The following is a 20,637-nucleotide window of genomic DNA, read 5'->3' on the forward strand; positions in this document are numbered from 1 at the left end:
AAGCCCGCTCCTGCTATCCGCGCCCCTTCGATATGGCTCCTGTCCCTCGCGTCCGCTTCGCTCCGTCTCCGACCGGCTATCTCCACATCGGAGGCGCTCGTACCGCCCTCTTCAACTACCTCTACGCCAAGCGCCACGGGGGTGTGTTCATCCTGCGCATCGAGGACACGGACCAGGAGCGCTCCACGCCGGAGTCCGTGAAGGCCATCCTCGACGGGCTCACCTGGCTGGGCATCGACTGGGAGGAGGGTCCGGGCAAGGAGGGCCCCGTGGCGCCCTACTTCCAGACGCAGCGGCTGGATCTCTACAAGAAGTACGCGGACCAGCTCATCGCCGAGGGCAAGGCGTACCGCTGTTACTGCACCCGCGAGGAGATCGACGCGCGGCGCACCGCGGTGGAGAAGGCCACGGGCAAGCCGGGTACCTACAAGTACGAGGGCACCTGCCGCGACCGCAAGGACATCCCCGAGGGCCGCAGCGCCGTCATCCGCTTCCGGATGCCGGATGGCGAGGGCCAGGTGACGTTCAACGACAAGGTGCTCGGGCCCATCACCAAGCAGTACTCGGACCTGGATGACTGGGTGATGATGCGGGCGGACGGCATCCCCCTGTACAACTACGGCTGCGTCATCGACGACCGCACCATGGACATCACCCTGGTGGGGCGCGGGCAGGAGCACGTCAACTCCACCTTCCCGCAGCTGATGCTGTACCAGGCCTTCGGGTGGAAGCCGCCCGAGTTCGCCCACTTCCCGCTCATCCTCGGGCCCGACCGCGAGAAGCTCTCCAAGCGCAAGCACCCCGAGGCGGACGTGATGCTGCACAAGCGCAACGGCGTGCTGCCCGAGGCGCTGAGCAACTACGTCATCCGCCTGGGCTGGAGCCACGGCAACGACGAGGTCATCTCGCGCGAGCAGATGGTGGAGTGGTTCGACTTCGACCACGTGGGCACCACCTCCGGCGTGTGGAGCCCGGACAAGCTGATGTGGCTCAACCAGCAGTGGCTCAAGATGCTGCCTCCCGCGGTGGTGGCCGAGCAGTTGGTGAACTTCCTCGCCGCCCGGGACGTGCAGGTGAAGGCGGGAGACCCGCGGCTGGAGCGCGTGGTGATGGCCTTCCGCGAGCGCGCCAAGACGCTGCAGGAGATGGCGGACATGGCCCTCAAGTACTTCCAGCACGGCGTGGCGCTGGACGAGAAGGCCGCGGCCAAGCACCTCACCGCCGAGTCCAAGCCGCTGCTCACCCAGGTGCGCGAGCAGGTGGCCGCGCTGCCGCAGTGGAGCGCCGCCGCGCTGGACGAGGTGGTGAAGAAGGTGAGCGAGGCGGCCGGCGTGGGCATGGGCAAGGTGGCCCAGCCGGTGCGCGTGGCGGCCACGGGCGGCACGGTGAGCCCGGGCATCGGCGAGACGCTGGAGCTGCTGGGGCGTGAGGAGACGCTCCACCGCCTGGACACCGCGCTGGCCCGGCCGTAGTCCCTCCCTTCAACAGGGCCCACAGGTTGGGGTGGACACCTCCGCTCGTGGGCCCTATCCTTCCGCCCCATGACTCGAACGCTTGACAGCCTGATCGGCCTTTTCTATAAGGCGCGCCCGCTCGGGGCGGCGGTAGCGGCGCTCTGGGTCTCGGTGGCGGCGGCGGAGGTGGTGAACGGGGCTCAAATCCCCGATGGCGCGCAGAAGGTCGGCGAGCTGCGGTACCGGGCACCGCACGATTTCGAGAAGACGCTGGAGTATTACAAGACGGTCTATCCAGCGAGCACCTTCCCTCGAAGGTCGGTGGTCAACCAGCCGGGCGTGAAGGCCGTCCACATCATCAATCCCTCGGGAAGAAACTTCGAGGGGTTGAACATTTATGAGGCGAACGACGAGGTCCGTATCTACGTCGTTCCGCTGCAGGCGGCGCCGGCTCCGGCGAAGCCAGCGAAGAAGCAGGAACCGAAGTCCGGGAAGAAGTCGAGGTAGCCGGGCGGTTCGAAAAAGGAAGTTGCAGTGGCAGGGCGGTTGCGGTAGTCAGACAGCACTTCGGCAGCACGCAGCAAGCAGTCCTTGGGGAATCGTCTAACGGCAGGACAGCAGACTCTGACTCTGCTTATCTAGGTTCGAATCCTAGTTCCCCAGCTGGTAGTACCCGGTGGTTGCAATACCGGCCCTGTCGTCTAGCGGTTAGGACGGTGCCCTCTCACGGCACAAACTCGGGTTCGAATCCCGGCAGGGTCACACGCAGTACAGTAGGGTTGGGTTGCACGGCCCTGTCGTCTAGCGGTTAGGACGGTGCCCTCTCACGGCACAAACTCGGGTTCGAATCCCGGCAGGGTCACTGAAGCGCCCGCTTCTCTCAGAGAGGCGGGCGCTTCGCTTTTGCGGGCTCGCGCGGGCCGGAGCGCACCGGCCCGCCCCGCTCGAGGCTAACCGTGCAGGCTCGCGCGGAAGGTGGCCAGGGCCGAGGCCAGGCTCGCCTGGGCACGCTGCAGGCTGCGGCGCATCAGCAGCATGCGCACCCGCTCCGGCAGCGACAGTGGCGACGCGGTGCCGAAGCCCACCAGCTCCAGGCGCAGGGTGATGGCATCCAGCAGGTCCGCCAGGTCCGCGTGGGGACCGGCCAGCAGCACCACATCCGGCGTGGCTGACTGGAGGCGCTCGGCGGTGTCCCACCAGTCCGATGAGCCCGTCTCCAGCACCACCACGGCCGCGCCCATCAGCGCCGGCGAGTCCGGGGGCAGCGCCACGGCCTCCAGCCCCTCGTCCAACAGGGTCCGGAGCGCATCCGGACTGCCCACCACGGCGATCTGCCCGCCCGGAGCCACCCGGCTCGCCTGCTCGTAGGCGCGCAGCTGCGTCTCCAGTTGCTCCCGCGCCTCGGGCGAGGCCTGCCCACCGGCCTGCAACAGCTCGGAGGCCTCGCGGGCCACCCGCCGCGCCAGCTCGCGCCCCTTCACCCGCTCCGAGCGGCGCTCCAACGCGGCGCGCACCTTGGCCCGCACCAGCCGCAGGTCCTCGAAGGGCTTGAGGATGTAGTCGCTCGCGCCCGCCGCGAAGGCGGCGATCACCGACTCGGAGCTGGAGTAGCCGGTGATCATCACCGCCTCCAACGCCGGTTGCAGGGCGCGGGCCTCGGAGATGAGCTCCACGCCGCCCATGCCCGGCAGGTTCTTGTCGGTGATGAGCACGTCGAAGCGCTGGGAGCGCAACAGCTCCAGCGCCTCCTCGGCGTCCTCGGCCAGGCTCACCACCAGGTCCGGCTCACGCGACAGCAGCCGGGCGCACACGTCGCGCACCACGGGCTCGTCGTCCACCACCAGCACGGTCGAGGCGAGGGTACCTCCACCCTCCTCACCCCCGCCGCCCTCGTCCGTCTCGAAGGGGAGGTCCATGCGGTCGAGAATCGCACAGCTCGCGTCAGACTTCGAGCAACGCCATGTGAGGCTATGCTGGGATCCGTGGCGAGCTTCTCGGAAGCGTTGGAGGAGAACCCCGCACCGCGGCGGCTGGGAGACGTACGACTGCGGTACGAGCCCGGCCGTCTGTTGGGCGAATCCCTCCCCCCCTCCTTCTGGCGGCGGCAACTCCCGGGCTTCTGCCTGGTGCTGGCGGCCCTGTGTACGGCGGGGGCGGTGGTGGGAGTCCTGCTGGGCGGCGACGGGGCGGTGGCCTCCGTCCCGCTGGCGCTGGGCATGGTGGCGGTGGCCCTGGTGGGCTTCGCGCTCCAGCTGGAGGGACAGCTCGGCCGGCGCCGCTTCGTGCTGCACTTCGCCACCGAGCGGCTGCGGCTGGAGCGGCTGCGATGGGCCCCGGGAGCCACCCGCACCGAGTGGGTGCCCTTCGACGAGGTGACCTCGGTGGATGTGGTGGAGCGTGCGCCCGGACGCTACGCGCTGGTGGTGGCGTGGCGCCCCGGGGGCAAGGACACGAAGAAGGAAGAGACGCGGCGCGAGGTGCTGGTGGAGCACATCGGCGCCCACGAGCAGGAGGCGCTCCTGCGCGTGTGGCGCCTGCTGCACAACGCCTTCGGGCTCAGTGGAGCTGGACTCGCTGGAGCGTGAGCTCCACCTCGGTGCCCTCGCCCTGCTTCGACGACAGCCGCACCCCGCCGCCCGCCTGCGTCACCAGCTCCTTGCAGATGGACAGGCCGAGGCCCGTGCCAATGCCCACCGGCTTGGTGGTGAAGAGCGGCTGGAAGACCTTCTCCTGCAGCTCCTGCGAGATGCCGCAGCCGTTGTCCGCCACGGTGAGCACCACGTTCTGCTCACGCGACGTCCACCGCACCTCGATGCGGCCCGGCCGGCCCGTGCCTTCCATGGCCTGCGCGGCGTTGACGATCAGGTTGAGCAGCACCTGGGTCAGCTTCACCGGGCCGAACGACACCTTCACGGGCTCGCCCATGGTGGTGATGCGAGCCCGATCGCGCACCTCGGCGCGCGCCAGCTTCACCGCGAAGGACACCACCTCGGCCACGTCCGCCGAGACCTCCATGTCCTCGCCGCGCGCCTGCGCCCTCAGACCCAACGCCACCCCGCGCAGGTGATCCGCGCCCGTGGCCAGGTCCTGCAGGAGCGACGGCAGATCCTCCAGCACGCTCGCCACCTCGGGCGAGGAATCCGTCGCCAGGTGCTTGGAGGCGTACTGCACCACGCACTCGAGATCCCGCCGCAGCGAGGCCACGTTCTGGGACAGGTAGCCCACCGGGCCCATCAGCTCGTGCGCGATGCCGGCCGTCACCTGGCCCAACGTGGCCAGACGCTCGGCCTTCATCATCCGCCCTTCCACCTCGCGGATGCGCAGCTCCAACCGGGCGATCTTCAGGCCGTCCTCGAGCGCGGCCAGCACCTCGGCGCGATCCCACGGCTTGACGAAGTAGCGGCTCACCTGGCCGCGGTTCACCGCGTCGATCACCGCCTGCATGTCGGAATAGGCGGTGACGAGCATGCGCTTGGCGTCCGGCGCCAGCGTGCGCGCGCGCTCCAGCAGCTCCACGCCCGTCATCTGCGGCATGCGCTGGTCCGACAGGATGACGCCGATCTCACTGCGCTTCTGCTCCAGCAGCGTCAACGCCTCGGCCGGCGTCGAGCAGCGGAAGATGCGGAACTTCGAGCCGAAGTTCGCCTCGAACACCCTCAGGTTGAGCGCGTCGTCGTCGACATAGAGGACGGCGGGCAGGTCAGACGGGTTCATGGAATTCCTCTCCGGGCCAGGCCCACCACCCCACTCACGCCATGCCTCCCCACTGCGCCCACGCCCCAAGAGATACCACGTCACGTCCAAAACCCGATGGGCCGTGTTTGAGCAGATGAGAACACCCGCACGCACCGGGAACCCCGGCACGCTCGCCGTCAAGCGCTCCCCTACCCGCTCCCAGGAGAGCGCACCTGGAAGCCCTCAGCGCGAGGGCATGGGAGCGAGCGAAGCCTCGGTGTCCTCCTCACCCGCGCCCGCCTGGGACTCCAGCGCCTGCTGGATGGCGTCCAGGGACTCGAAGCGCCGCGCCGGCAGGTTGCCCAGCAGGGAGACGACGAGCGAAGGGGCCTCGTTCTCCCGAGCCAGCAGCACGAGTTGCTCCACGGACAGGGGGAACACGGCCCCGAGCAGGGCCTGGTGAAGGGGCTGAGCCAGCGGCGAGGGAGTTCCCATGCGCGTCTCCAGCTCCTTCATGCCTTCCTCCAGCCGGGTGCGCCTCATGTCGTCGTTACTCATTTGCGAGAAGTTAAGCAGCTCACGAAAGAGTTGTACGCACTTTTCGAGGGCTCCCCCAGCAAGCGAGGGAGCGGCGCATCTGGAATCGGACCCAGCGTGGCCGTCTCCCACCTCAACCCCCACCGTATGGCGAGACTCCCACCAGCGAGGAGGCACGAGATGGCGGAGAAAAAGGACCCCCATTACGCCGAGCACATCGAGCACGTGCAGGCCACCCATCCGGATCCGTGGCCCGGTATCAAGGGCCGCTCCGAGGAGCACGAGAGCGAGCTGCCCACGGGCACCCAGCGCGCCGATCAGGCCGGCGTCACCGAGGCCCAGCGCAAGCTGGAGCACGAGATGCACGAGGAGAAGGAGCCGGCCCGCGAGTAACGGGCCGGAACCCCCGGGCGGGCCGCGCGTGTGGGCGGCCCGCCGGGGAAGCAGCGGCTAGAACAGCAACCGCATGGGGTGCTCGAGCAGCGCCTTGAGCTCCCGCAGGTACTCGGCGCCGATGGCCCCGTCGATGACGCGGTGGTCGCCCGAGAGCGTCACCGTCATCAGCTTGCGAACCACCATCTGCCCGTCGCGCACCACCACCTTGTCCGAGACGGAGCCCACCGCGAGGATGGCCGCCTGGGGCGGGTTGATGACGGCGATGAACGAGTCGATGCCGTACATGCCCAGGTTGGACACCGTCAGCGAGCCGCCCGTGTACTCGTGCGGCTTGAGGCCGCGCTTGCGAGCCCGCTCGGCCAGGTCACGCGCCTCGGCGGAGATGGCCGACAGCCCCTTCTTGTCCGCGTCGCGGATGATGGGGGTGATGAGGCCGTCCTCGATGGCCACCGCGATGCCGACGTCCACCGTCTCGAAGTGCAGGATGGTGTCACCCTGCAACGACACGTTCATCTTCGGGTAGCGGCGCAGCGCCATCGCCGACGCCTTCACGATGATGTCGTTGACGGAGACCTTGGACTCGAGCGCCTTGGCCTCCTCGCGGATCTTCAGCGCGGCGTCCATCTCCACGTCCACCGAGAGGTAGAAGTGCGGAACGCCCGGCTTCACCTCGGCCATGCGCTGGGCGATGACCTTGCGCATGGTGGTGACGGGCACCGCCTTCGGCTCGGGACGCACGCCCGGGGCAGCAGCCGCGGCGGCCGGAGCCTTCGTAGCGGCGGCGGGAGCCTGGGTGAGCGCCTTCTCGATGTCGCTCTTCACGATACGGCCGAGCGGACCGGAGCCCTGGACCTGGGAGAGGTCCAGACCGCGATCGCGAGCCATGCGCTTCGCCAGCGGGCTGGCACGCACCCGGCCTCCCGGCGTGGGAGCCGGAGCGGCCTTGGGCGCGGGAGCCTGGGCGGGCGCCGGAGCCGTGGCCTTGGGAGCCTCGGCCTTCGGAGCGGCGGGAGCCGGAGCCTGAGCGGGAGCGGCGGCCTTGGCGCCACCCTTCCCGGCCAGGAACGCGATGGGCGCGCCCACCTTGGCCATCTGGCCCTCCTGCACCACGATGCGAGCCAGCACGCCGTCGTCGTAGGCCTCCACCTCGAGGTTGGACTTGTCCGTCTCCACCTCGGCGATGGCCTGTCCGGAGGAGACCTTGTCCCCCTCCTTCTTCAGCCACTTGATGAGCTTGCCCTCCGTCATCGTCGGAGAGAGCGAGGGCATCACCACGGGGATGCCATCGCCTCCACCGGAAGCGGCGGCGGGTTGCGCGGCGGGAGCCGGAGCCTGGGCAGGCGCCGGAGCGGGCGCGGCGGCCGGCTTGGGAGCAGCGGCGGGCGCGGCGGCCTTGGCGGCTCCACCGGCGTCCACCTTCTCGCCCTTGGCACCGAGGAAGGCGATGGGCGCACCCACGGTGGCCATCTCTCCCTCGGGGACGACGATCTTCAAGAGATACCCGTCGTCGTAGGCCTCAATCTCGAGGTTCGACTTGTCGGTCTCGCACTCGGCGATCGCCTCGCCGGAGGAGACCTTGTCGCCCTCTTTCTTGAGCCACTTGACGATCTTGCCCTCCTTCATCGTCGGAGACAGGGAGGGCATCTGGATGGGGGTGGCCATACGGTTCTCAGGCTCCCTCGCGGTAGAGGACCTTCTTCACGGCCGCGATGATCTTGGGCGCGTCCGGCTGGATCGCGTTCTCCAGGTTCGCCGCGTAGGACATGTTCACGTCGAGGCCGGTCACGCGCGCGACGGGCGCGTCCAGTTCATCGAAGGCCTTGGACTGGATGATGTCCACCACCGACGCTCCCACGCCGGCCAGGGGCCAGCCCTCCTCGACGATGACGACGCGGTTCGTCTTGCGCACGCTGGCGAGGATGGCCTCCTCGTCCAGCGGGCGCAGCGTGCGCAGGTCGAGGATCTCCGCGGAGATGCCCTCGGCCTCGAGCTGCTTCGCCGCCTCCTCGCAGAAGTAGTACATGCGAGACCAGGTGATGAGGGTGACGTCCTTGCCCTCGCGCTTCACGTCCGCCTTGCCGATGGGGACGATGTGCTCACCCTCTGGCACCTCGCCCTTGAGGGCGTAGAGGCGCTCGCCCTCGAACATCATGACGGGGTTGTCATCTCGGATGGCGGCCTTGAGCAGGCCCTTGGCGTCCGCCGGGGTGGCCGGGGCAATGACCTTCAAGCCCGGGAAGTGGGCGTAGTTGGCCTCGAGCGCCTGGCTGTGCTGGCTGGAGAGCCGGCCGCCCGCGCCACCCGGGCCACGGACCACGATGGGGCAGCGCAGCTGGCCGCCCGACATGTGGCGCAGCTTCGCCGCGCTGTTGACGATCTGGTCCATCGCCAGGATGGCGAAGTTCCAGGTCATCATCTCCACCACCGGACGCAGGCCCACCATCGCCGCGCCCACGCCCAAGCCGGCGAAGCCCAGCTCGGAGATGGGGGCATCGATGATGCGCGCGCTCCCGTACTTGTCCAGCAGCCCCTGCGACACCTTGAAGGCGCCCTGATAGCGACCCACTTCCTCACCAATGAGGAACACGTTGGCGTCGCGCTCCATCTCCTCGGCGAGCGCCTGGTTCAGCGCCTCGCGATACATCAACTCGGCCATTGTTGGCTCCGAATGCGAAATCCGTAATCAGTGGTCAGTGGAAGAGGGCTAACGCTTGAGGCCCGCGGCCTTGTCCGCCTTCTCGGCCTGCTCGCGCGGCTCGAGATCCCAGGTCACCTTCAGCTCCTGGCCCGACGGGTACTTCGGCCACTTCGTCACCTTCTGGCCCAACACGCGCTCGCGGGGGCGCACGTCCTCCTCGCCCTCCTCCACGATGGTGTCCTTCCAGAGCTCGGCCAGGTCCGGCTCGGGCGACTCGTCGGCGAACTTCACCGCCGCGTCCACCTGCAGCTTCACCTCTTCCTCGATGGCGTCGAACTCCTCCTCCTTCGCCAGCTTGTGCTTGAGGGCGTAGTCCTTGAGGCGAGGAATCGGGTCGTTCTTGCGCTCGTCCTCCACCTCCTGCTTGGTGCGGTAGGTGGAAGGGTCGGCCATGGAGTGGCCGCGGAAGCGGTAGGTGTTGGCCTCCATCAGCACCGGGCCATTGCCCGCGCGGATGTACGCGGCCGCGTCCTTCACCGACTCGTACATCTTGAGCACGTCCATGCCGTCCGCGGCCTCGCCGCGGATGCCGTAGGCGCTCGCGCGCTTGTGGATCTCCGGCACCGCCGCGACGCGCGAGATGGCCGTACCCATGCCGTAGCGGTTGTTCTCGCAGATGTAGAGCACGGGCAGCTTCCACTTGGCCGCCATGTTGAGCGTCTCGTGGAAGATGCCCTGGTTGGCCGCAGCGTCACCGAAGTAGCACACGGTGATGCGGTCCTCATTGCGGTAGCGGCTGGCGAAGGCCATGCCCGCGGCCAGACCAATCTGGGCGCCGACGATGCCGTAGCCGCCGTAGTAGTGGTTCTCGATGTCGAAGATGTGCATCGAGCCACCCTTGCCCTTGCTGTAGCCGCCGGTGCGGCCGAAGAGCTCCGCCATGACCATGCCGGGGTCCGAGCCACGCGCCAGCGGCTGGGCGTGGTCGCGATAACCCGACAGCATGTAGTCATCCGGACGGATGGCCTCCTCGACGCCGGCGGCCACGGCCTCCTGGCCGATGTACAGGTGACAGAAACCGGCGATCTTCCCGAGGCCGTACTGCTGGCCCGTCCGCTCCTCGAAGCGGCGCATCAGGTACATCTTCCGGTACATCGTCAACAGCAGGTCCTTCGAGTACTTGCTGGCCACCGCCAAGCCTCCGAACATTGAGGCCGTCCCGGAAAAAGGGGACGGCAGACGCCGTGCGCCTCATAACGCGCGGACATGGGACTGCCAAAGCGCTTTTGTGCACCAAACGGGCGGGCCGTCCGGCGGCCCACCTTTAGGCGCATTGCGTCACGATTCGTGTGAGAAGTGCGGCACCGAGACGATTTCGTCGAGGAGCGTCACCGGACGGCCCGAATGGTCGGTCGCCAGGTGGACGACCTTGGCCCCCGGGAAGCGGTGCAGGTAGTCGTTGGCGTGGGTGGGCTCGTTGTCGAAGGCGGCGATCACCGTCCCCAGCTCGCCCAGGCGGGCATGGGCGGTGCGCTTGAACTCGTCATCGTTGTCCTGCATGGCCGGCTTCATCAGCAGGTGGATCCGCCCCTCGCCGGGCACGGCCAGGCCGTTGCGGCGCAGGCAGTCCACGGTGCCCGCCCGCATGCCCTCGTGGCGGCCGGTGACGTAGGCCAGGTGCGCCCCGGTGGCCGCCACCGCGTGGGTGAAGGCCGCCGCGCCCTGGATGGCCACGTCATCCACGCAGTACTCGCTGGTGAAAAAGCGCTCCAGCCAGAAGTCCCGGGCGGCGAGGAAGTGGCTCTCCACCTCCTCCGGGGACAGGCCACAGTTGCGCATGGCGCCCCGCATGTCGAAACCGCTCTCCCAGTGGCGCGGCTCGCAGGCTCCCAGCTTCTCCACCGCCCGGGCCTTGCCGAACTCCCGGAGGATGCGCGCCTGCCGGGGGAGGTTGTCGAAGAGGGTGGAGTCCAGGTCGAAGGCCAGCACCGCCTGGGGGCCGAGCGAGCGCGCCTGCTCCAGGATGCCGCGCAGCGTGTCCTGCCAGCCCTCCCGGACGCGGGTCTTGAGATCGAAAGACATGGCCCTTCTATAGGGCACCCGGCGCCCGGACCGCGCGGAAATCCGCCACTCAGGCGGCCGAGCGCATGGGCTGCTCGGGCCGGGGGGGCTGCTCAGGGTAGAGCCGCAGCATCCGCTTGATGCCATTGCGGTCCATCACCAGCCGCACCAGCTGCAGCGACACCCGCTCCTGCCCCGCCTCCTGGACGAAGAACCGGAAGGCCAGGTCCACCTGGTAGCTCTTGGCCCCCCTCACCCGCCCCACCGAGAAGTCCTCCAGGTCCACGTACTCCAGCGCGTACTCGGGCTCGTCCATGTCGCGCAGGAAGCGCTCCACGTTGAGCCGGATGATGTCCGTGATTCCACTCACGCCCCGCTCGGTGCGCGGCAACAGGTCCACGTCCAGCACCACCTGCTTCTGGTAGCGCAGCACCGTCTCGGACAGCTCGCCCTGGGTCGCGGTGATGAAGTCGTCCCGGAAGCGCAACGCCATCACCTCGGCGGGCACTCGCACCGCGCGGCCGTAGTCCATCTTCTCCTCGCAGGTGCCCAGGCTCCGCTCCGTCACCGGATCCACGATGTGCGCCGTCCGGTCGAAGAGGTGCCGCGCCGCCACCTGGCTGAAGATGCGGCGCATGCCCTCCTTGATGCGGTCCTTCATCATGTAGCCCACCACCATGATGAGGAAGAAGTTGAGGCTCGCCTGCGTGTAGCGGACCTGTGCCCAGAAGGCCACCGCCGTGGCGAACGTCATCGCCACGCCCGCCGCCAGCGCGAACAGCACCTCCTCCCAGCCCTGGCGCCTCTGCGCCCGCCGCGCCGACAGGAAGAGGATGTTCATGCAGAACTTCTTCAGGAACCCGAACCGGTGCATGTACTCCTCGTTGTCACCGGTGGGGCTGATCACCGAGCGCAGCTGGTGATCCTTGCGGTACCGCTCCTCGCGCAGCACCTCGTCCATCAAATCCTTGCGCAGCTCGATGTACACGCCCGAGCGCGGCAGCGCGTCCATGTCCGCCACGGCCTTGCGGAAGAATTGCTCCACCGTGAGGCTCAGGTACTCGTCCACCAGGCGGATGGAGGCGCGCGTCTTCTCCTGCAGCCGGTAGCGATTGGCCGAGCGCGCCCACACGCGGAAGCGCTCCAGCACCCGCCTCGCCCCCTCCGTCACCGCCCGCGCATCGCTCTCCAGCCGCGCGCACGCCCCTTCCGACGGGCCGCGCGCCATGCCCTCGCACTGCTCGTCCACGCCGTTGGCGAAGCGCCGCAGGGCTCCACGGAAGATGCAGGACAGCAGCTTGGCTTGATAGACGAGCTCCGCCTCGCTCACGAGCCCCGTGAGCAGTCCCGCCTCCAGCCGCGCCAGCGGCGCCACGTCCGAGGCCAGCAGCTCCTCGAGCGACATCACCGGCGTCTTGAAGCGGATGTAGTTGTGGATGTCCGCGTAGAAGGAGGCCCGCGGGTACGTCTCCGCGTCGATGTTCAAGCTCGCCGGAAGGAAGACGTACGTCTCCACGAGATAGCGCGTCTCGTCGTCCGCCCCGGAGGGCTGGTACTCGAGCTTGATCTCGAACTGCTTCCGGTCGTGGACGTCGAGCCGGTTCTGTAACAGCGGAGCGGGAGCCTGGGACACACCCGCAGTCTAGGTGACAGGCCTGTCACACGACAGTGGCCCCCAGGTCACATCCGTTCTCCCGACAAACATCGCGGTTCCCGAGGAACTGATTGGAGGTCCATGGACCCGCCTTGCCTCCCCCGCCCCCAGAGGATGAAATGGGCGGGTGAGCCGTTCCGCGGAACCCCTTCCCTCCGAGCCCACCCCCGTGGTGGTACCCCAGCCCCTCCCCGTGGCCCCTCCCCGCCCGGCGCGGGATGCGCGCTACGACTGGGCCGCCGAACGCACCCTGCTGGCCTGGGTGCGCACCGGCCTCGCGATGATGGGATTCGGCTTCGTGGTGGCCCGCTTCGGCGCCTTCCTGCGAGCGCTCGGGGTCACCGCGCCGGGGGCGCTGCCAGAAGAGGGACATGCGTCCGCCTCGATGGCGGCCGGCATCCTGATGGTCGCCTTCGGCGTGGTGGCCAACCTCGTGGCCGTCCGCCGCTTCCTGCGCAACCACCGCGCGCTCTCTCGTGGGGAGCCCATCGACCCGTCCCCCTTCGGCCCCGCCGCGCTCGCCGTCTTCGCGGCGCTGCTCGGGGGCGTGCTGGCGCTGCTGCTGGGCGGCGCCCTCCTGCACTGAAGACACTCCTGGATGTCGGATGGGGGCACACCTCCCCGCATTGACGCCTCGCGGCTTGGGCTGCTAAGTGCTCACTTATCACGCAAACTCCAGGAGGAAGCATGCACGCACTGGGACACAACGCACTCACTCTCCTGATAGTGCAATTCCTTGTAATCATTGGAGTTTCCCGGCTCATCGGGCGGGGGGCGCGGTGGCTGGATCAGCCACTGGTCATCGCCGAGGTGGTCGCGGGCATCGTGCTGGGCCCCTCCCTGCTCGGATGGCTCGCCCCGGGGGCCATGGAGTGGCTGTTCCCCGCCAGCTCCATGCCGGTGCTGAAGATGCTGAGCCAGGTGGGGCTCATCCTCTTCATGTTCCTCATCGGCCTGGAGTTGGATCCCAAGCTGCTCAAGGGCCGGGGACATGCCTCGGTGGTCATCAGCCACACCAGCATCATCGTGCCCTTCGCACTGGGCGCGGGGGCGGCACTGTGGCTCTACCCGAGGCTGAGCGAGCCGTCGGTGCCCTTCTCCTCGTTCGTGCTCTTCATGGGCGTGGCCATGAGCATCACCGCCTTCCCGGTGCTGGCGCGCATCCTCACCGAGCGGCGGCTGCTGAGCTCGCGGGTGGGGGCCATGACCATCACCTGCGCGGCGGTGGATGACGTGACGGCGTGGTGCCTGCTGGCCTTCGTCGTCTCCATCGTGCGCGCCTCGGACCTGATGCACGCGGGGCTCACCACGGTGCTCGCGATGCTCTACATCGCCTTCATGCTGTTGGTGGTGCGGCCCTTCCTGGCGCGGCTGGGCGCGCGCGTGGCGAACAAGGAGGGGCTCAACCAGAACGGCATGGCCCTGACGCTGATGATGCTGCTGGCGTCCGCGTGGGCCACGGAGCTCATCGGCATCCACGCCCTCTTCGGCGCCTTCATGATGGGCTCGGTCATCCCCAAGGAGGGCGGACTGGCGCAGGCACTGGCCGAGAAGCTGGAGGACGTGGCGGTGGTGTTGCTGCTGCCCCTCTTCTTCGCCTTCAGCGGCCTGCGCACGCAGATCGGCCTGCTGTCCACCAGCGACCACTGGGTGATGTGCGGCCTCATCATCCTCCTGGCCTGCCTGGGCAAGTTCGGCGGCAGCGCGGTGGCGGCGCGCCTCACCGGCATGCGCTGGCGCGAGGCCGGAGCCCTCGGCATCCTCATGAACACCCGCGGGTTGATGGAGCTCATCGTGCTCAACATCGGCCTGGACCTGGGCGTCATCTCCCCCACCCTCTTCACCATGATGGTGGTGATGGCGTTGGTGACCACGTTCATGACGACGCCGCTGCTGCGGTGGATCTACCCCCCCGAGGAGATGGCCAAGGACCAGGTGTCCATCACCCCGGAGGTGGAACGGGTGGAGGCGCCGCCCTTCACCGTGATGATGTGCGTGTCACACGGCCAGAGCGGAGCCGGCATGGTGACGCTGGGGCGCGCGCTCACCGGTGCTCCCCAGGAGCCCTCGCAGCTCTACGCCCTGCACCTCATCCGCCCCACCGAGCGGGCCTCCTTCCACCTGCGGCACGATCCCGAGAAGGCCAGCGGCGACAGCCTGACGCCCCTGCTCGGACGCGCCAGTGGGCTGGGCGTGCAGGTGCGTCCGCTCTCCTTCGTCTCCACCGATCCCGGGCCGGACATCTGCCGCACCGCCGAGGCCAAGCAGGCCGATCTCATCCTGCTCGGCTGGCACAAGCCCCTCTTCAGCCGCACCATGCTGGGCGGCACCGTGCACGAGGTGATGCAGGAGGCGGGCACCGGCGTGGCCGTGCTGGTGGACCGGGGCCTGGAGAACGTGCGCCGGGTGCTGGTGCCCTTCATCGGCAGCGCGCATGACCGGGCGGCGCTCGGGCTGGCCAGGCGGCTGCTCCACCACGCCTCCGCGGAGATCACCATCCTGCACGTCACCCAGTCGGACGGCACGCCCGGGCACTCGGGTGCACGTCCCCTCGTCGACGAGCTCTTCCCGCAGGGCTCCGGGCGGGTGCACTTCAAGGTGGTGGCGCACGAGTCCCCCGAGGACGCGGCCCTCGAGGAGGCGCGGCGCGGGTATGACCTGGTGGTGGTGGGCGTGGGCTCCGAGTGGGGTCTGGAGGACAGCCTCTTCGGCCTGCACCGTCAGCGGCTGATCGGAGACGCGCCCACGTCGCTGCTGGTCGTGCGGCACCCGGCCCCGGCGACCGCCGCCGAAACCACCTCCGAGCCGGAGACGGCCGGAGCGCTCACCGCGGGCAACGCGGTGTCCTGAGCTGTCCCCTCTCCCACTGGGAGAGGGAGCATGCGCAACCCGCTCTGTCGTCTCAGCGCAGGGCTTCCAGCTCCATGAGATGAGCCAGCACCTGCTGGGGCTGGTCCTCGTTGGCGAGCCGCTCCGCCAGACCATGGCTGGCCAGCCGCGACACATGGGCCAGCCGCATCAGGTGCGCACGCCCACGCTCCCCTCCCACGAGCACCACCAGCATCTGGAGGGGCACGCGATCCGGCGTCTCGGCCGGGAGGGGCTTGGCCAGGGTCACCAGGGCGGCGAGCGGCGCGGTGTGCTCGATGAAGGCATGGGGAACGACGACCCCGCCACCCACCATGCTGGAGGCCTCCGCCTCGCGGCGCTTCAGCTCCGTCACCAGCCGGAGCGCGCTCACCCCGGGACAGGCCGCCGCGAGCCGCCCCGCGGCCACGTCCAGCGCGTCCTCCAGCGCGGTGCAGGTGAGGCGCAGCACCATCCGCTCCGGAGCGAGGATCGAGGCCAGCGCGGGGATGGGCGACTCCTGTCCCGCGGCGCGCACGGGGAACTCCATGTCGAGGAACTCGCGCACGCGGGCGAGCTGCTTGCCCGTGAGATTGCGGCGCGCCAGCTCCAGCAGGAGCATGCTGGCCCCCGGCACCTGCTCCAGGTAGTGGGCCACGAAGGGACTCACCCGGTGCGCCGCGTCCATCAGCAGCGCGGGGGGCACGTCCAGCTCGCGGGCGATGGCGGCCAGCCGCTCCGGTGTGGGCACCGCGTCCAGGCCGTTCTCCACGCGGCTGAGGTAAGCGCTGGACACGCCAATGCGACGCGCGAGGTCTCGCAGGCTCAGCCCCGCGTCCACTCGCAGCAGTCGGATGGTCGCTCCCACGTGCATGGCGTCTGACTCAGGATGCGGAGACTGCAACCGGGGCCGCGCCGTGCGCGTCTCCCGCCTCATGGGTGACGGTGGCCAGAGCCGGATCGTGGACCACCAGCAGCGAAGTGGGCACCTCCCTGTCCTGCCCTCCCCATCCGGCTCCCATTCCCACCACTACCAGATCATACCCGTGCCGTGCCTCCTCCAGCGCGGCCTCCTCGAGCGATGCGTTGGAGATCGTCTTGAAGTGCACCCGCCCGGAGCCCTCCGGGAAGAGCTCGTCCACCAGCGCCTGGGAGCGCATCTGCCCCGGGCCGTGCCCGGGTGTGCCCACGCGTAGCACCGTCACCTCCGCTCCCGAGGAGCGCATCAGGCGCCGGGCCAGGGTGAGCACCGCCCGGTCCTCCTCGCGTCCACCGAGGGGAACCAGCACCCGGCGCACGCGCTCCAACCCCTGGTCCACCAACACCGCCACACCGCAACCCGCCTCCCGTATCACCTCGTGGACGATGCCACCCGGCAGGGTGCGGCCGGCGAGCGGCTTGTGCCCACCGAGCAGGATGAGGCCGGCCTGCTTGGCCTCGGCGGTGCGGCAGATGTCCAGGGCGGGCTCGGCGGAGACGAAGGAGAGCGGACGCACCTGAAGGCCCAGGCCGCTGGCACGCTCCACCAACGGAACCAGGGCATCGCCGCCACCGCGCTCCTGCCCGCGCGGAAGCTGCTCCGGGGCCCGATCCGCGGGCGGAACGAGGTGCAGGGCGTGGAATTGAAAGGACTCGCCGGGAGTACCGGTGAGCGCGCGCCCCACCACCGCCATGCCGGTCCCTGTCTCGCCCTGGGACACACACATCAACACGGTGAAGGGAGTCTGCGCCGCTGGGAGCATGAGGGGAACGAGCGGCACCCGATCCCGAGCCACCTCCTGGGGCGGATACACCCACCGCAGCAGCGGCGAGGTCATCAGGGCGGTCACCATCGCCATGATCACCATCATGGTGAAGAGCGTGGGGGAGATGACACCCAGGTCCAGGCCGATGTTGAGCACGATGAGCTCGATCAGCCCGCGCGTGTTGAGCAGGATGCCCAGGGCTCCGGCCTCGCGCCAGCGCATGCCGGTGAGGCGCGCCGCCAGCGTGGTGCCCCCGAACTTGCCCACACAGGCCACCAGGAGGATGAGGCCACACAGGGCCCAGTCCGAGGCATCGTCCAACAGCCCCACCTGTGTCCGCAGACCGCTGTTGGCGAAGAAGACGGGCAGCAGCAGCACCACCACCACGTCTTCCAGCTTCTCGGCCAGCGCCTCGGCGAGCCCGCCCTGCTTCGGGATGATGAGCCCGAAGAGGAAGGCGCCGAAGACGGCATGGATGCCGATGCGCTCCGTGGCCCAGGCCGAGGCCAGCAACATCATCAGCGTGAGGGCCACCACGTTCTGCGTGAGCCCCTCCTTGTTCGCCACGCGAGCGCCCAGCCGCGCCAGGAAGGGCCGCACCAGCCCCAGCATGAAGCCGATGTAGAGCAGCGCGAAGAGCGTGGTGTACCCCGCGTGCAGCAGGTCCGAGGCGCGCACGAGCGAGACGGCGAAGGCCAGCAGACACCACGCCGTCACGTCGTCCACCGCCGCGCAGGTGAGCGCGAGCATCCCCACCTTCGAGCGCAACAACCCGTGCTCGGAGAGGATGCGCGCCAGCACCGCGAAGGCCGTGACGCTCATCGCCGCGCCCATGAAGAGCGCGAACGAGGAGAAGGGCACCGACGGCTCGGACAGGCGCGGATGGAGCACCAGCGCCGCGAGCGCCCCGAACGCGAAGGGCACGAGGATGCTCGTGTGGCTGATGAACAGCGAGGCCCGGCCCTGCCCCCGGAGCACCCGGGGATCCAACTCCAGCCCGATGAGGAACATGAAGAGGATGGGCCCCAGCTGGCTCAGCATCCTCAGCACCGGCATGGAGCCGGCCGGGAACAGCGCGCCCATCACCCCCGGGGCCAGCCACCCCAGGAGCGAGGGGCCCAGCAGGATGCCCGCGAGCACCTCGGCGATGACCTGCGGCTGGCCCAGCCACCGCGCCCCGCTGCCGATCAACCGGGACAGGCCGATGATCACCACCAGCTGGATGATCAGCAGGCTGAGCGCGTTGTGGGCGATGGCTTGCATCGGTCCGCCTCCGTCCGGAGGTCCGTCTCAGCCCTCGGTGCCAGTCCGGCCAGAGCCCTGCGGAGCCGGGGCAGCCACCGCCACGGCGGGGGCGACCGGAACCCCCTTGGGCTGGGGCCGGGCGTTCCACACCCGGGTGGCCAGCAGCAGGCCGAGGAAGGACAGCGGCAGCAGGGCAATGGGCCAGTTGCTCCAGTTGGCCATGTCCTTCGCCGCATCCCCCGAGGGGAGGATCTTCCCGAGCAGCAGCGACTGGAGGGCGGTGCCTGCGTACACGGCGCCATCGATGATGCCCACCGCCAGGCCCGCGTTCTTCTTGCCGCCGAAGTCCATGCTGGCGGTGCCCGAGAGCATGCCGTGCACACCAATCACGCACAGCGACATGAAGATGACCGTCCAGCCCAACGCGGGCGTCTGGAGCACGAAGAGCGAGACCACGGCGCCCAGGCTCATGCCCGCGTAGAGCACCGCGGAGACGGGCCCGCGCCGCGAGTCGAACACCCGGTCCGAGATGAGGCCGGCGAACATGCCGCCGGTGATGCCCGCCACGCACAGCAGCATGCCCCAGTTGGACGCCACGAACGTGTCGGCGAGGCCCGTCGCCTTCGCGAACTTGGGGTACCACTGCATGATGGCGTTGCGCATGAAGCCGCTGCAGAACTCGACGCCCAGGATGGTGAGGATGATCGGATTGCGGATCATCTTCATGAACACCTCCCTGGGAGCGAGCTGGGGCCCCGTGTCCCCGGAGGAGGCATCCGCGGTGTCGAAGTCCGGGTGGCCCGTGTGGCTGGGCGTGTCGCGGATGATGAAGAAGTCCACCACCACGAAGACCGCGAGGATGGCCGCCGGCACGAAGAAGACCCACCAGGTGGGCGCCGCCTTGGCGATGAACCGGCTCCAGTCGTAGGCGAAGTACACGCCCAGCGAGATGAGGATGCCGAACACCCCGCCCAGCTGCCCGCGCTCCTTCACGTGGAACCAGGACGCGTTCACCTTGACGATGGAGACCGCGCCGAAGCTCTGGAAGTACATGTTCAGCGCGTAGAGGAAGGACAGCGTGGCCACCAGTCCGCCCGGCGGCTGCCACCCGTTCTGGACCACGCCGTACACCACCGCCCCCATCAGCACGTTGCACACCGCCGAGCCGGCCGCGGAGATGAGGATCGTCTTGCGGCCTCCCAGCTTGTCCGTCAGCGGGCCGTTGAGCAGGAAGGCGAAGCCGTACGTCAGCGTGCCCCAGAAGAAGATGGTGCCGAAGTCCGCGTTGCTGGTGTGCCCCTTCAGCGCGCTGGTGGCCTCGTTGAGGTTGTAGCGCCCCATATAGAGGAACGCGTACGTCATCCCCAGCGGGAACCAGTTGAAGAACCGCCGGCGCTTGAAGGCCTCGGTGTGCCCGAGCTCCACCTTGGGCAGACGGGCGAGCACCAAGGTGATCGCCGCCAGCAGGATGAGGATCGGCAGGAGCTGCTGCAACCAGGGGGGCAACGACGACATCAGATGACCTCGTTGGGAGAGACGAGACGGGGCACCCTACCCCGTCCCACGCTCCCCGGCCACCTTCACCCCTGGCGTCACGGCTGCTCGGCCAGCAACCTCAGGATGGACATCTCCGTCTTCGCGTCCGGCACCTCCCCCCGCCGGCACATCGCCAGCAGCTCGCGGATGGGCCTCCACTGCAGGTGCGTGCCCTCCTCCAGGGGTGAACCGTCCCCCTTCGGCGTCCCCTGTTGCTTGCCCGTCACGTCCACCGCCGTGGGGAAGATCTTCTCCGACAGAATCCCCGGCGCCACGAAGAAGCCCGCCCCCAACAATTGAACCTCCTCGGGTTTCACCTCGAAGCCCGCCTCCTCGAGCACCTCCTCCGCCGCCCGGTGCCGCAGGCCCTGCTCGCCCTTGTCCTCCGGCTCCAGCAGCCCCGCGACGATCTCCTCCACCCTCAGGTACGAGGCCCCATCCGGCACCGTCATCTCCTTGTCCCGCCGGAAGTAGGCCGCCGGCCGCAGGTTCATCCGCGTCAGCACCTCCAGCCCCGACGCACCGCGTCGGTACACCAGCACCGCCACCGCATCCAGCCGCGGCCGATCCACCACGTCCACCCGGTACACCTTGGAGGCCGTCCCGTCCGCGCGCCGGTTCTGGCAGCGCAGCCTCCTCACCCGCAGAAACCCCTCGTCACACTTCGCGGTCGACGAGAAATCCTCGATTACCTCGATATCCGTCACAACAGCCTGGCTGCTCGAACGCATGCCTGCTCCCATAGCGGAAGACCCTGACGCTGGGGCGTTGCTTGCCCACCTCCCATTTGTCTCGTACCTTGCGCCGTCGTCTAGCGGTCAAATTCTTCAAGCCCCCCCGGATCCGCCA

General features: G+C 68.9%; 18 protein-coding genes and 3 tRNA genes. 9 read left to right on the top strand and 12 right to left on the bottom strand.

Going from position 1 to position 20,637, the window contains the following annotated elements; genetic code table 11:
• Nucleotides 1-32: 32 nt before the first annotated feature.
• The 5 genes from gltX (at nt 33) to BO221_RS32395 (ending at nt 2,316) form a co-directional block, all read left to right on the top strand.
• Nucleotides 33-1,472, top strand: coding sequence for a glutamate--tRNA ligase (gene gltX, locus BO221_RS32375; RefSeq protein ID WP_073564812.1), 1,440 nt, complete (start codon nt 33-35; stop codon nt 1,470-1,472).
• Nucleotides 1,473-1,541: 69 nt separating this feature from the next.
• A complete protein-coding gene (locus BO221_RS32380; protein ID WP_073564685.1) occupies nt 1,542-1,961 on the top strand; it encodes a hypothetical protein in 420 nt (139 codons plus the stop codon).
• Between the two features lie 85 nt (nt 1,962-2,046).
• A tRNA-Gln gene (locus tag BO221_RS32385) sits at nt 2,047-2,117 on the top strand.
• 27 nt (nt 2,118-2,144) lie between these two features.
• Nucleotides 2,145-2,216: transfer RNA gene (locus BO221_RS32390), tRNA-Glu, on the top strand.
• 28 nt (nt 2,217-2,244) lie between these two features.
• Nucleotides 2,245-2,316 (top strand) — tRNA-Glu (locus tag BO221_RS32395).
• Nucleotides 2,317-2,404: 88 nt separating this feature from the next.
• Here the strand turns inward: BO221_RS32395 and BO221_RS32400 are convergent.
• Nucleotides 2,405-3,370, bottom strand: coding sequence for a response regulator (locus tag BO221_RS32400; protein ID WP_073564686.1), 966 nt, complete (start codon nt 3,368-3,370; stop codon nt 2,405-2,407).
• 66 nt (nt 3,371-3,436) lie between these two features.
• Here BO221_RS32400 and BO221_RS32405 point away from each other — a divergent pair, with 66 nt between their 5' ends.
• Nucleotides 3,437-4,039 (top strand): hypothetical protein, encoded by a 603-nt coding sequence (locus BO221_RS32405; protein WP_083681723.1) that lies wholly within the window; start codon nt 3,437-3,439, stop codon nt 4,037-4,039.
• Here the strand turns inward: BO221_RS32405 and BO221_RS32410 are convergent.
• Nucleotides 4,011-5,168 carry a sensor histidine kinase gene (locus tag BO221_RS32410; RefSeq protein ID WP_073564688.1) on the bottom strand — a complete coding sequence of 386 codons (1,158 nt, stop codon included), beginning with the start codon at nt 5,166-5,168 and terminating at the stop codon, nt 4,011-4,013. The genes BO221_RS32405 and BO221_RS32410 overlap by 29 nt on opposite strands.
• 204 nt (nt 5,169-5,372) lie before the next feature.
• The gene (locus BO221_RS32415) at nt 5,373-5,672 is read right to left on the bottom strand and encodes a DUF2795 domain-containing protein (RefSeq protein ID WP_073564689.1); all 300 of its coding nucleotides are present in this window, start codon (nt 5,670-5,672) and stop codon (nt 5,373-5,375) included.
• Nucleotides 5,673-5,846: 174 nt separating this feature from the next.
• Here BO221_RS32415 and BO221_RS32420 point away from each other — a divergent pair, with 174 nt between their 5' ends.
• Nucleotides 5,847-6,059, top strand: coding sequence for a hypothetical protein (locus BO221_RS32420; RefSeq protein WP_073564690.1), 213 nt, complete (start codon nt 5,847-5,849; stop codon nt 6,057-6,059).
• A 57-nt stretch (nt 6,060-6,116) separates the two neighbouring features.
• On the opposite strand, the gene BO221_RS32425 is transcribed toward BO221_RS32420, so the two are convergent.
• From BO221_RS32425 to BO221_RS32445, 5 genes are all read right to left on the bottom strand, one after another.
• The gene (locus BO221_RS32425) at nt 6,117-7,724 is read right to left on the bottom strand and encodes a pyruvate dehydrogenase complex dihydrolipoamide acetyltransferase (protein WP_073564691.1); all 1,608 of its coding nucleotides are present in this window, start codon (nt 7,722-7,724) and stop codon (nt 6,117-6,119) included.
• A gap of 7 nt (nt 7,725-7,731) precedes the next feature.
• Nucleotides 7,732-8,718 carry a pyruvate dehydrogenase complex E1 component subunit beta gene (locus BO221_RS32430; RefSeq protein ID WP_073564692.1) on the bottom strand — a complete coding sequence of 329 codons (987 nt, stop codon included), beginning with the start codon at nt 8,716-8,718 and terminating at the stop codon, nt 7,732-7,734.
• Between the two features lie 48 nt (nt 8,719-8,766).
• On the bottom strand, nt 8,767-9,891 hold the full coding sequence (pdhA, locus tag BO221_RS32435) for a pyruvate dehydrogenase (acetyl-transferring) E1 component subunit alpha (RefSeq protein ID WP_198956235.1): 1,125 nt from the start codon (nt 9,889-9,891) through the stop codon (nt 8,767-8,769).
• Between the two features lie 147 nt (nt 9,892-10,038).
• Nucleotides 10,039-10,782 (bottom strand): hypothetical protein, encoded by a 744-nt coding sequence (locus BO221_RS32440; protein WP_073564694.1) that lies wholly within the window; start codon nt 10,780-10,782, stop codon nt 10,039-10,041.
• Between the two features lie 49 nt (nt 10,783-10,831).
• Complete coding sequence (locus tag BO221_RS32445; RefSeq protein ID WP_073564695.1) at nt 10,832-12,394, bottom strand: hypothetical protein; 1,563 nt, start codon at nt 12,392-12,394, stop codon at nt 10,832-10,834.
• Nucleotides 12,395-12,542: 148 nt separating this feature from the next.
• On the opposite strand from BO221_RS32445, the gene BO221_RS32450 reads away from it, so the two are divergent.
• Nucleotides 12,543-13,001 carry a YidH family protein gene (locus BO221_RS32450; RefSeq protein WP_083681693.1) on the top strand — a complete coding sequence of 153 codons (459 nt, stop codon included), beginning with the start codon at nt 12,543-12,545 and terminating at the stop codon, nt 12,999-13,001.
• A 101-nt stretch (nt 13,002-13,102) separates the two neighbouring features.
• Nucleotides 13,103-15,265: a cation:proton antiporter gene (locus BO221_RS32455; RefSeq protein ID WP_073564696.1), complete on the top strand. Its 2,163-nt coding sequence runs from the start codon at nt 13,103-13,105 to the stop codon at nt 15,263-15,265.
• A 52-nt stretch (nt 15,266-15,317) separates the two neighbouring features.
• Here the strand turns inward: BO221_RS32455 and BO221_RS32460 are convergent, their stop codons facing one another.
• The 4 genes from BO221_RS32460 to BO221_RS32475 all read right to left on the bottom strand — a co-directional run bounded on the left by BO221_RS32460 (nt 15,318) and on the right by BO221_RS32475 (nt 20,519).
• Nucleotides 15,318-16,136: a helix-turn-helix domain-containing protein gene (locus BO221_RS32460; RefSeq protein ID WP_073564697.1), complete on the bottom strand. Its 819-nt coding sequence runs from the start codon at nt 16,134-16,136 to the stop codon at nt 15,318-15,320.
• A gap of 10 nt (nt 16,137-16,146) precedes the next feature.
• Nucleotides 16,147-18,270: a cation:proton antiporter gene (locus tag BO221_RS32465; RefSeq protein ID WP_073564698.1), complete on the bottom strand. Its 2,124-nt coding sequence runs from the start codon at nt 18,268-18,270 to the stop codon at nt 16,147-16,149.
• 27 nt (nt 18,271-18,297) lie between these two features.
• On the bottom strand, nt 18,298-19,767 hold the full coding sequence (locus BO221_RS32470; protein WP_073564699.1) for an MFS transporter: 1,470 nt from the start codon (nt 19,765-19,767) through the stop codon (nt 18,298-18,300).
• Nucleotides 19,768-19,844: 77 nt separating this feature from the next.
• Nucleotides 19,845-20,519, bottom strand: a complete 675-nt coding sequence (locus BO221_RS32475) for an NUDIX hydrolase (protein WP_073564700.1) — start codon at nt 20,517-20,519, stop codon at nt 19,845-19,847.
• Between the last annotated feature and the right edge of the window lie 118 nt (nt 20,520-20,637).

It is taken from the genome of Archangium sp. Cb G35 (assembly GCF_001896145.1).
Taxonomy (GTDB): Bacteria; Myxococcota; Myxococcia; order Myxococcales; family Myxococcaceae; genus Archangium; species Archangium violaceum.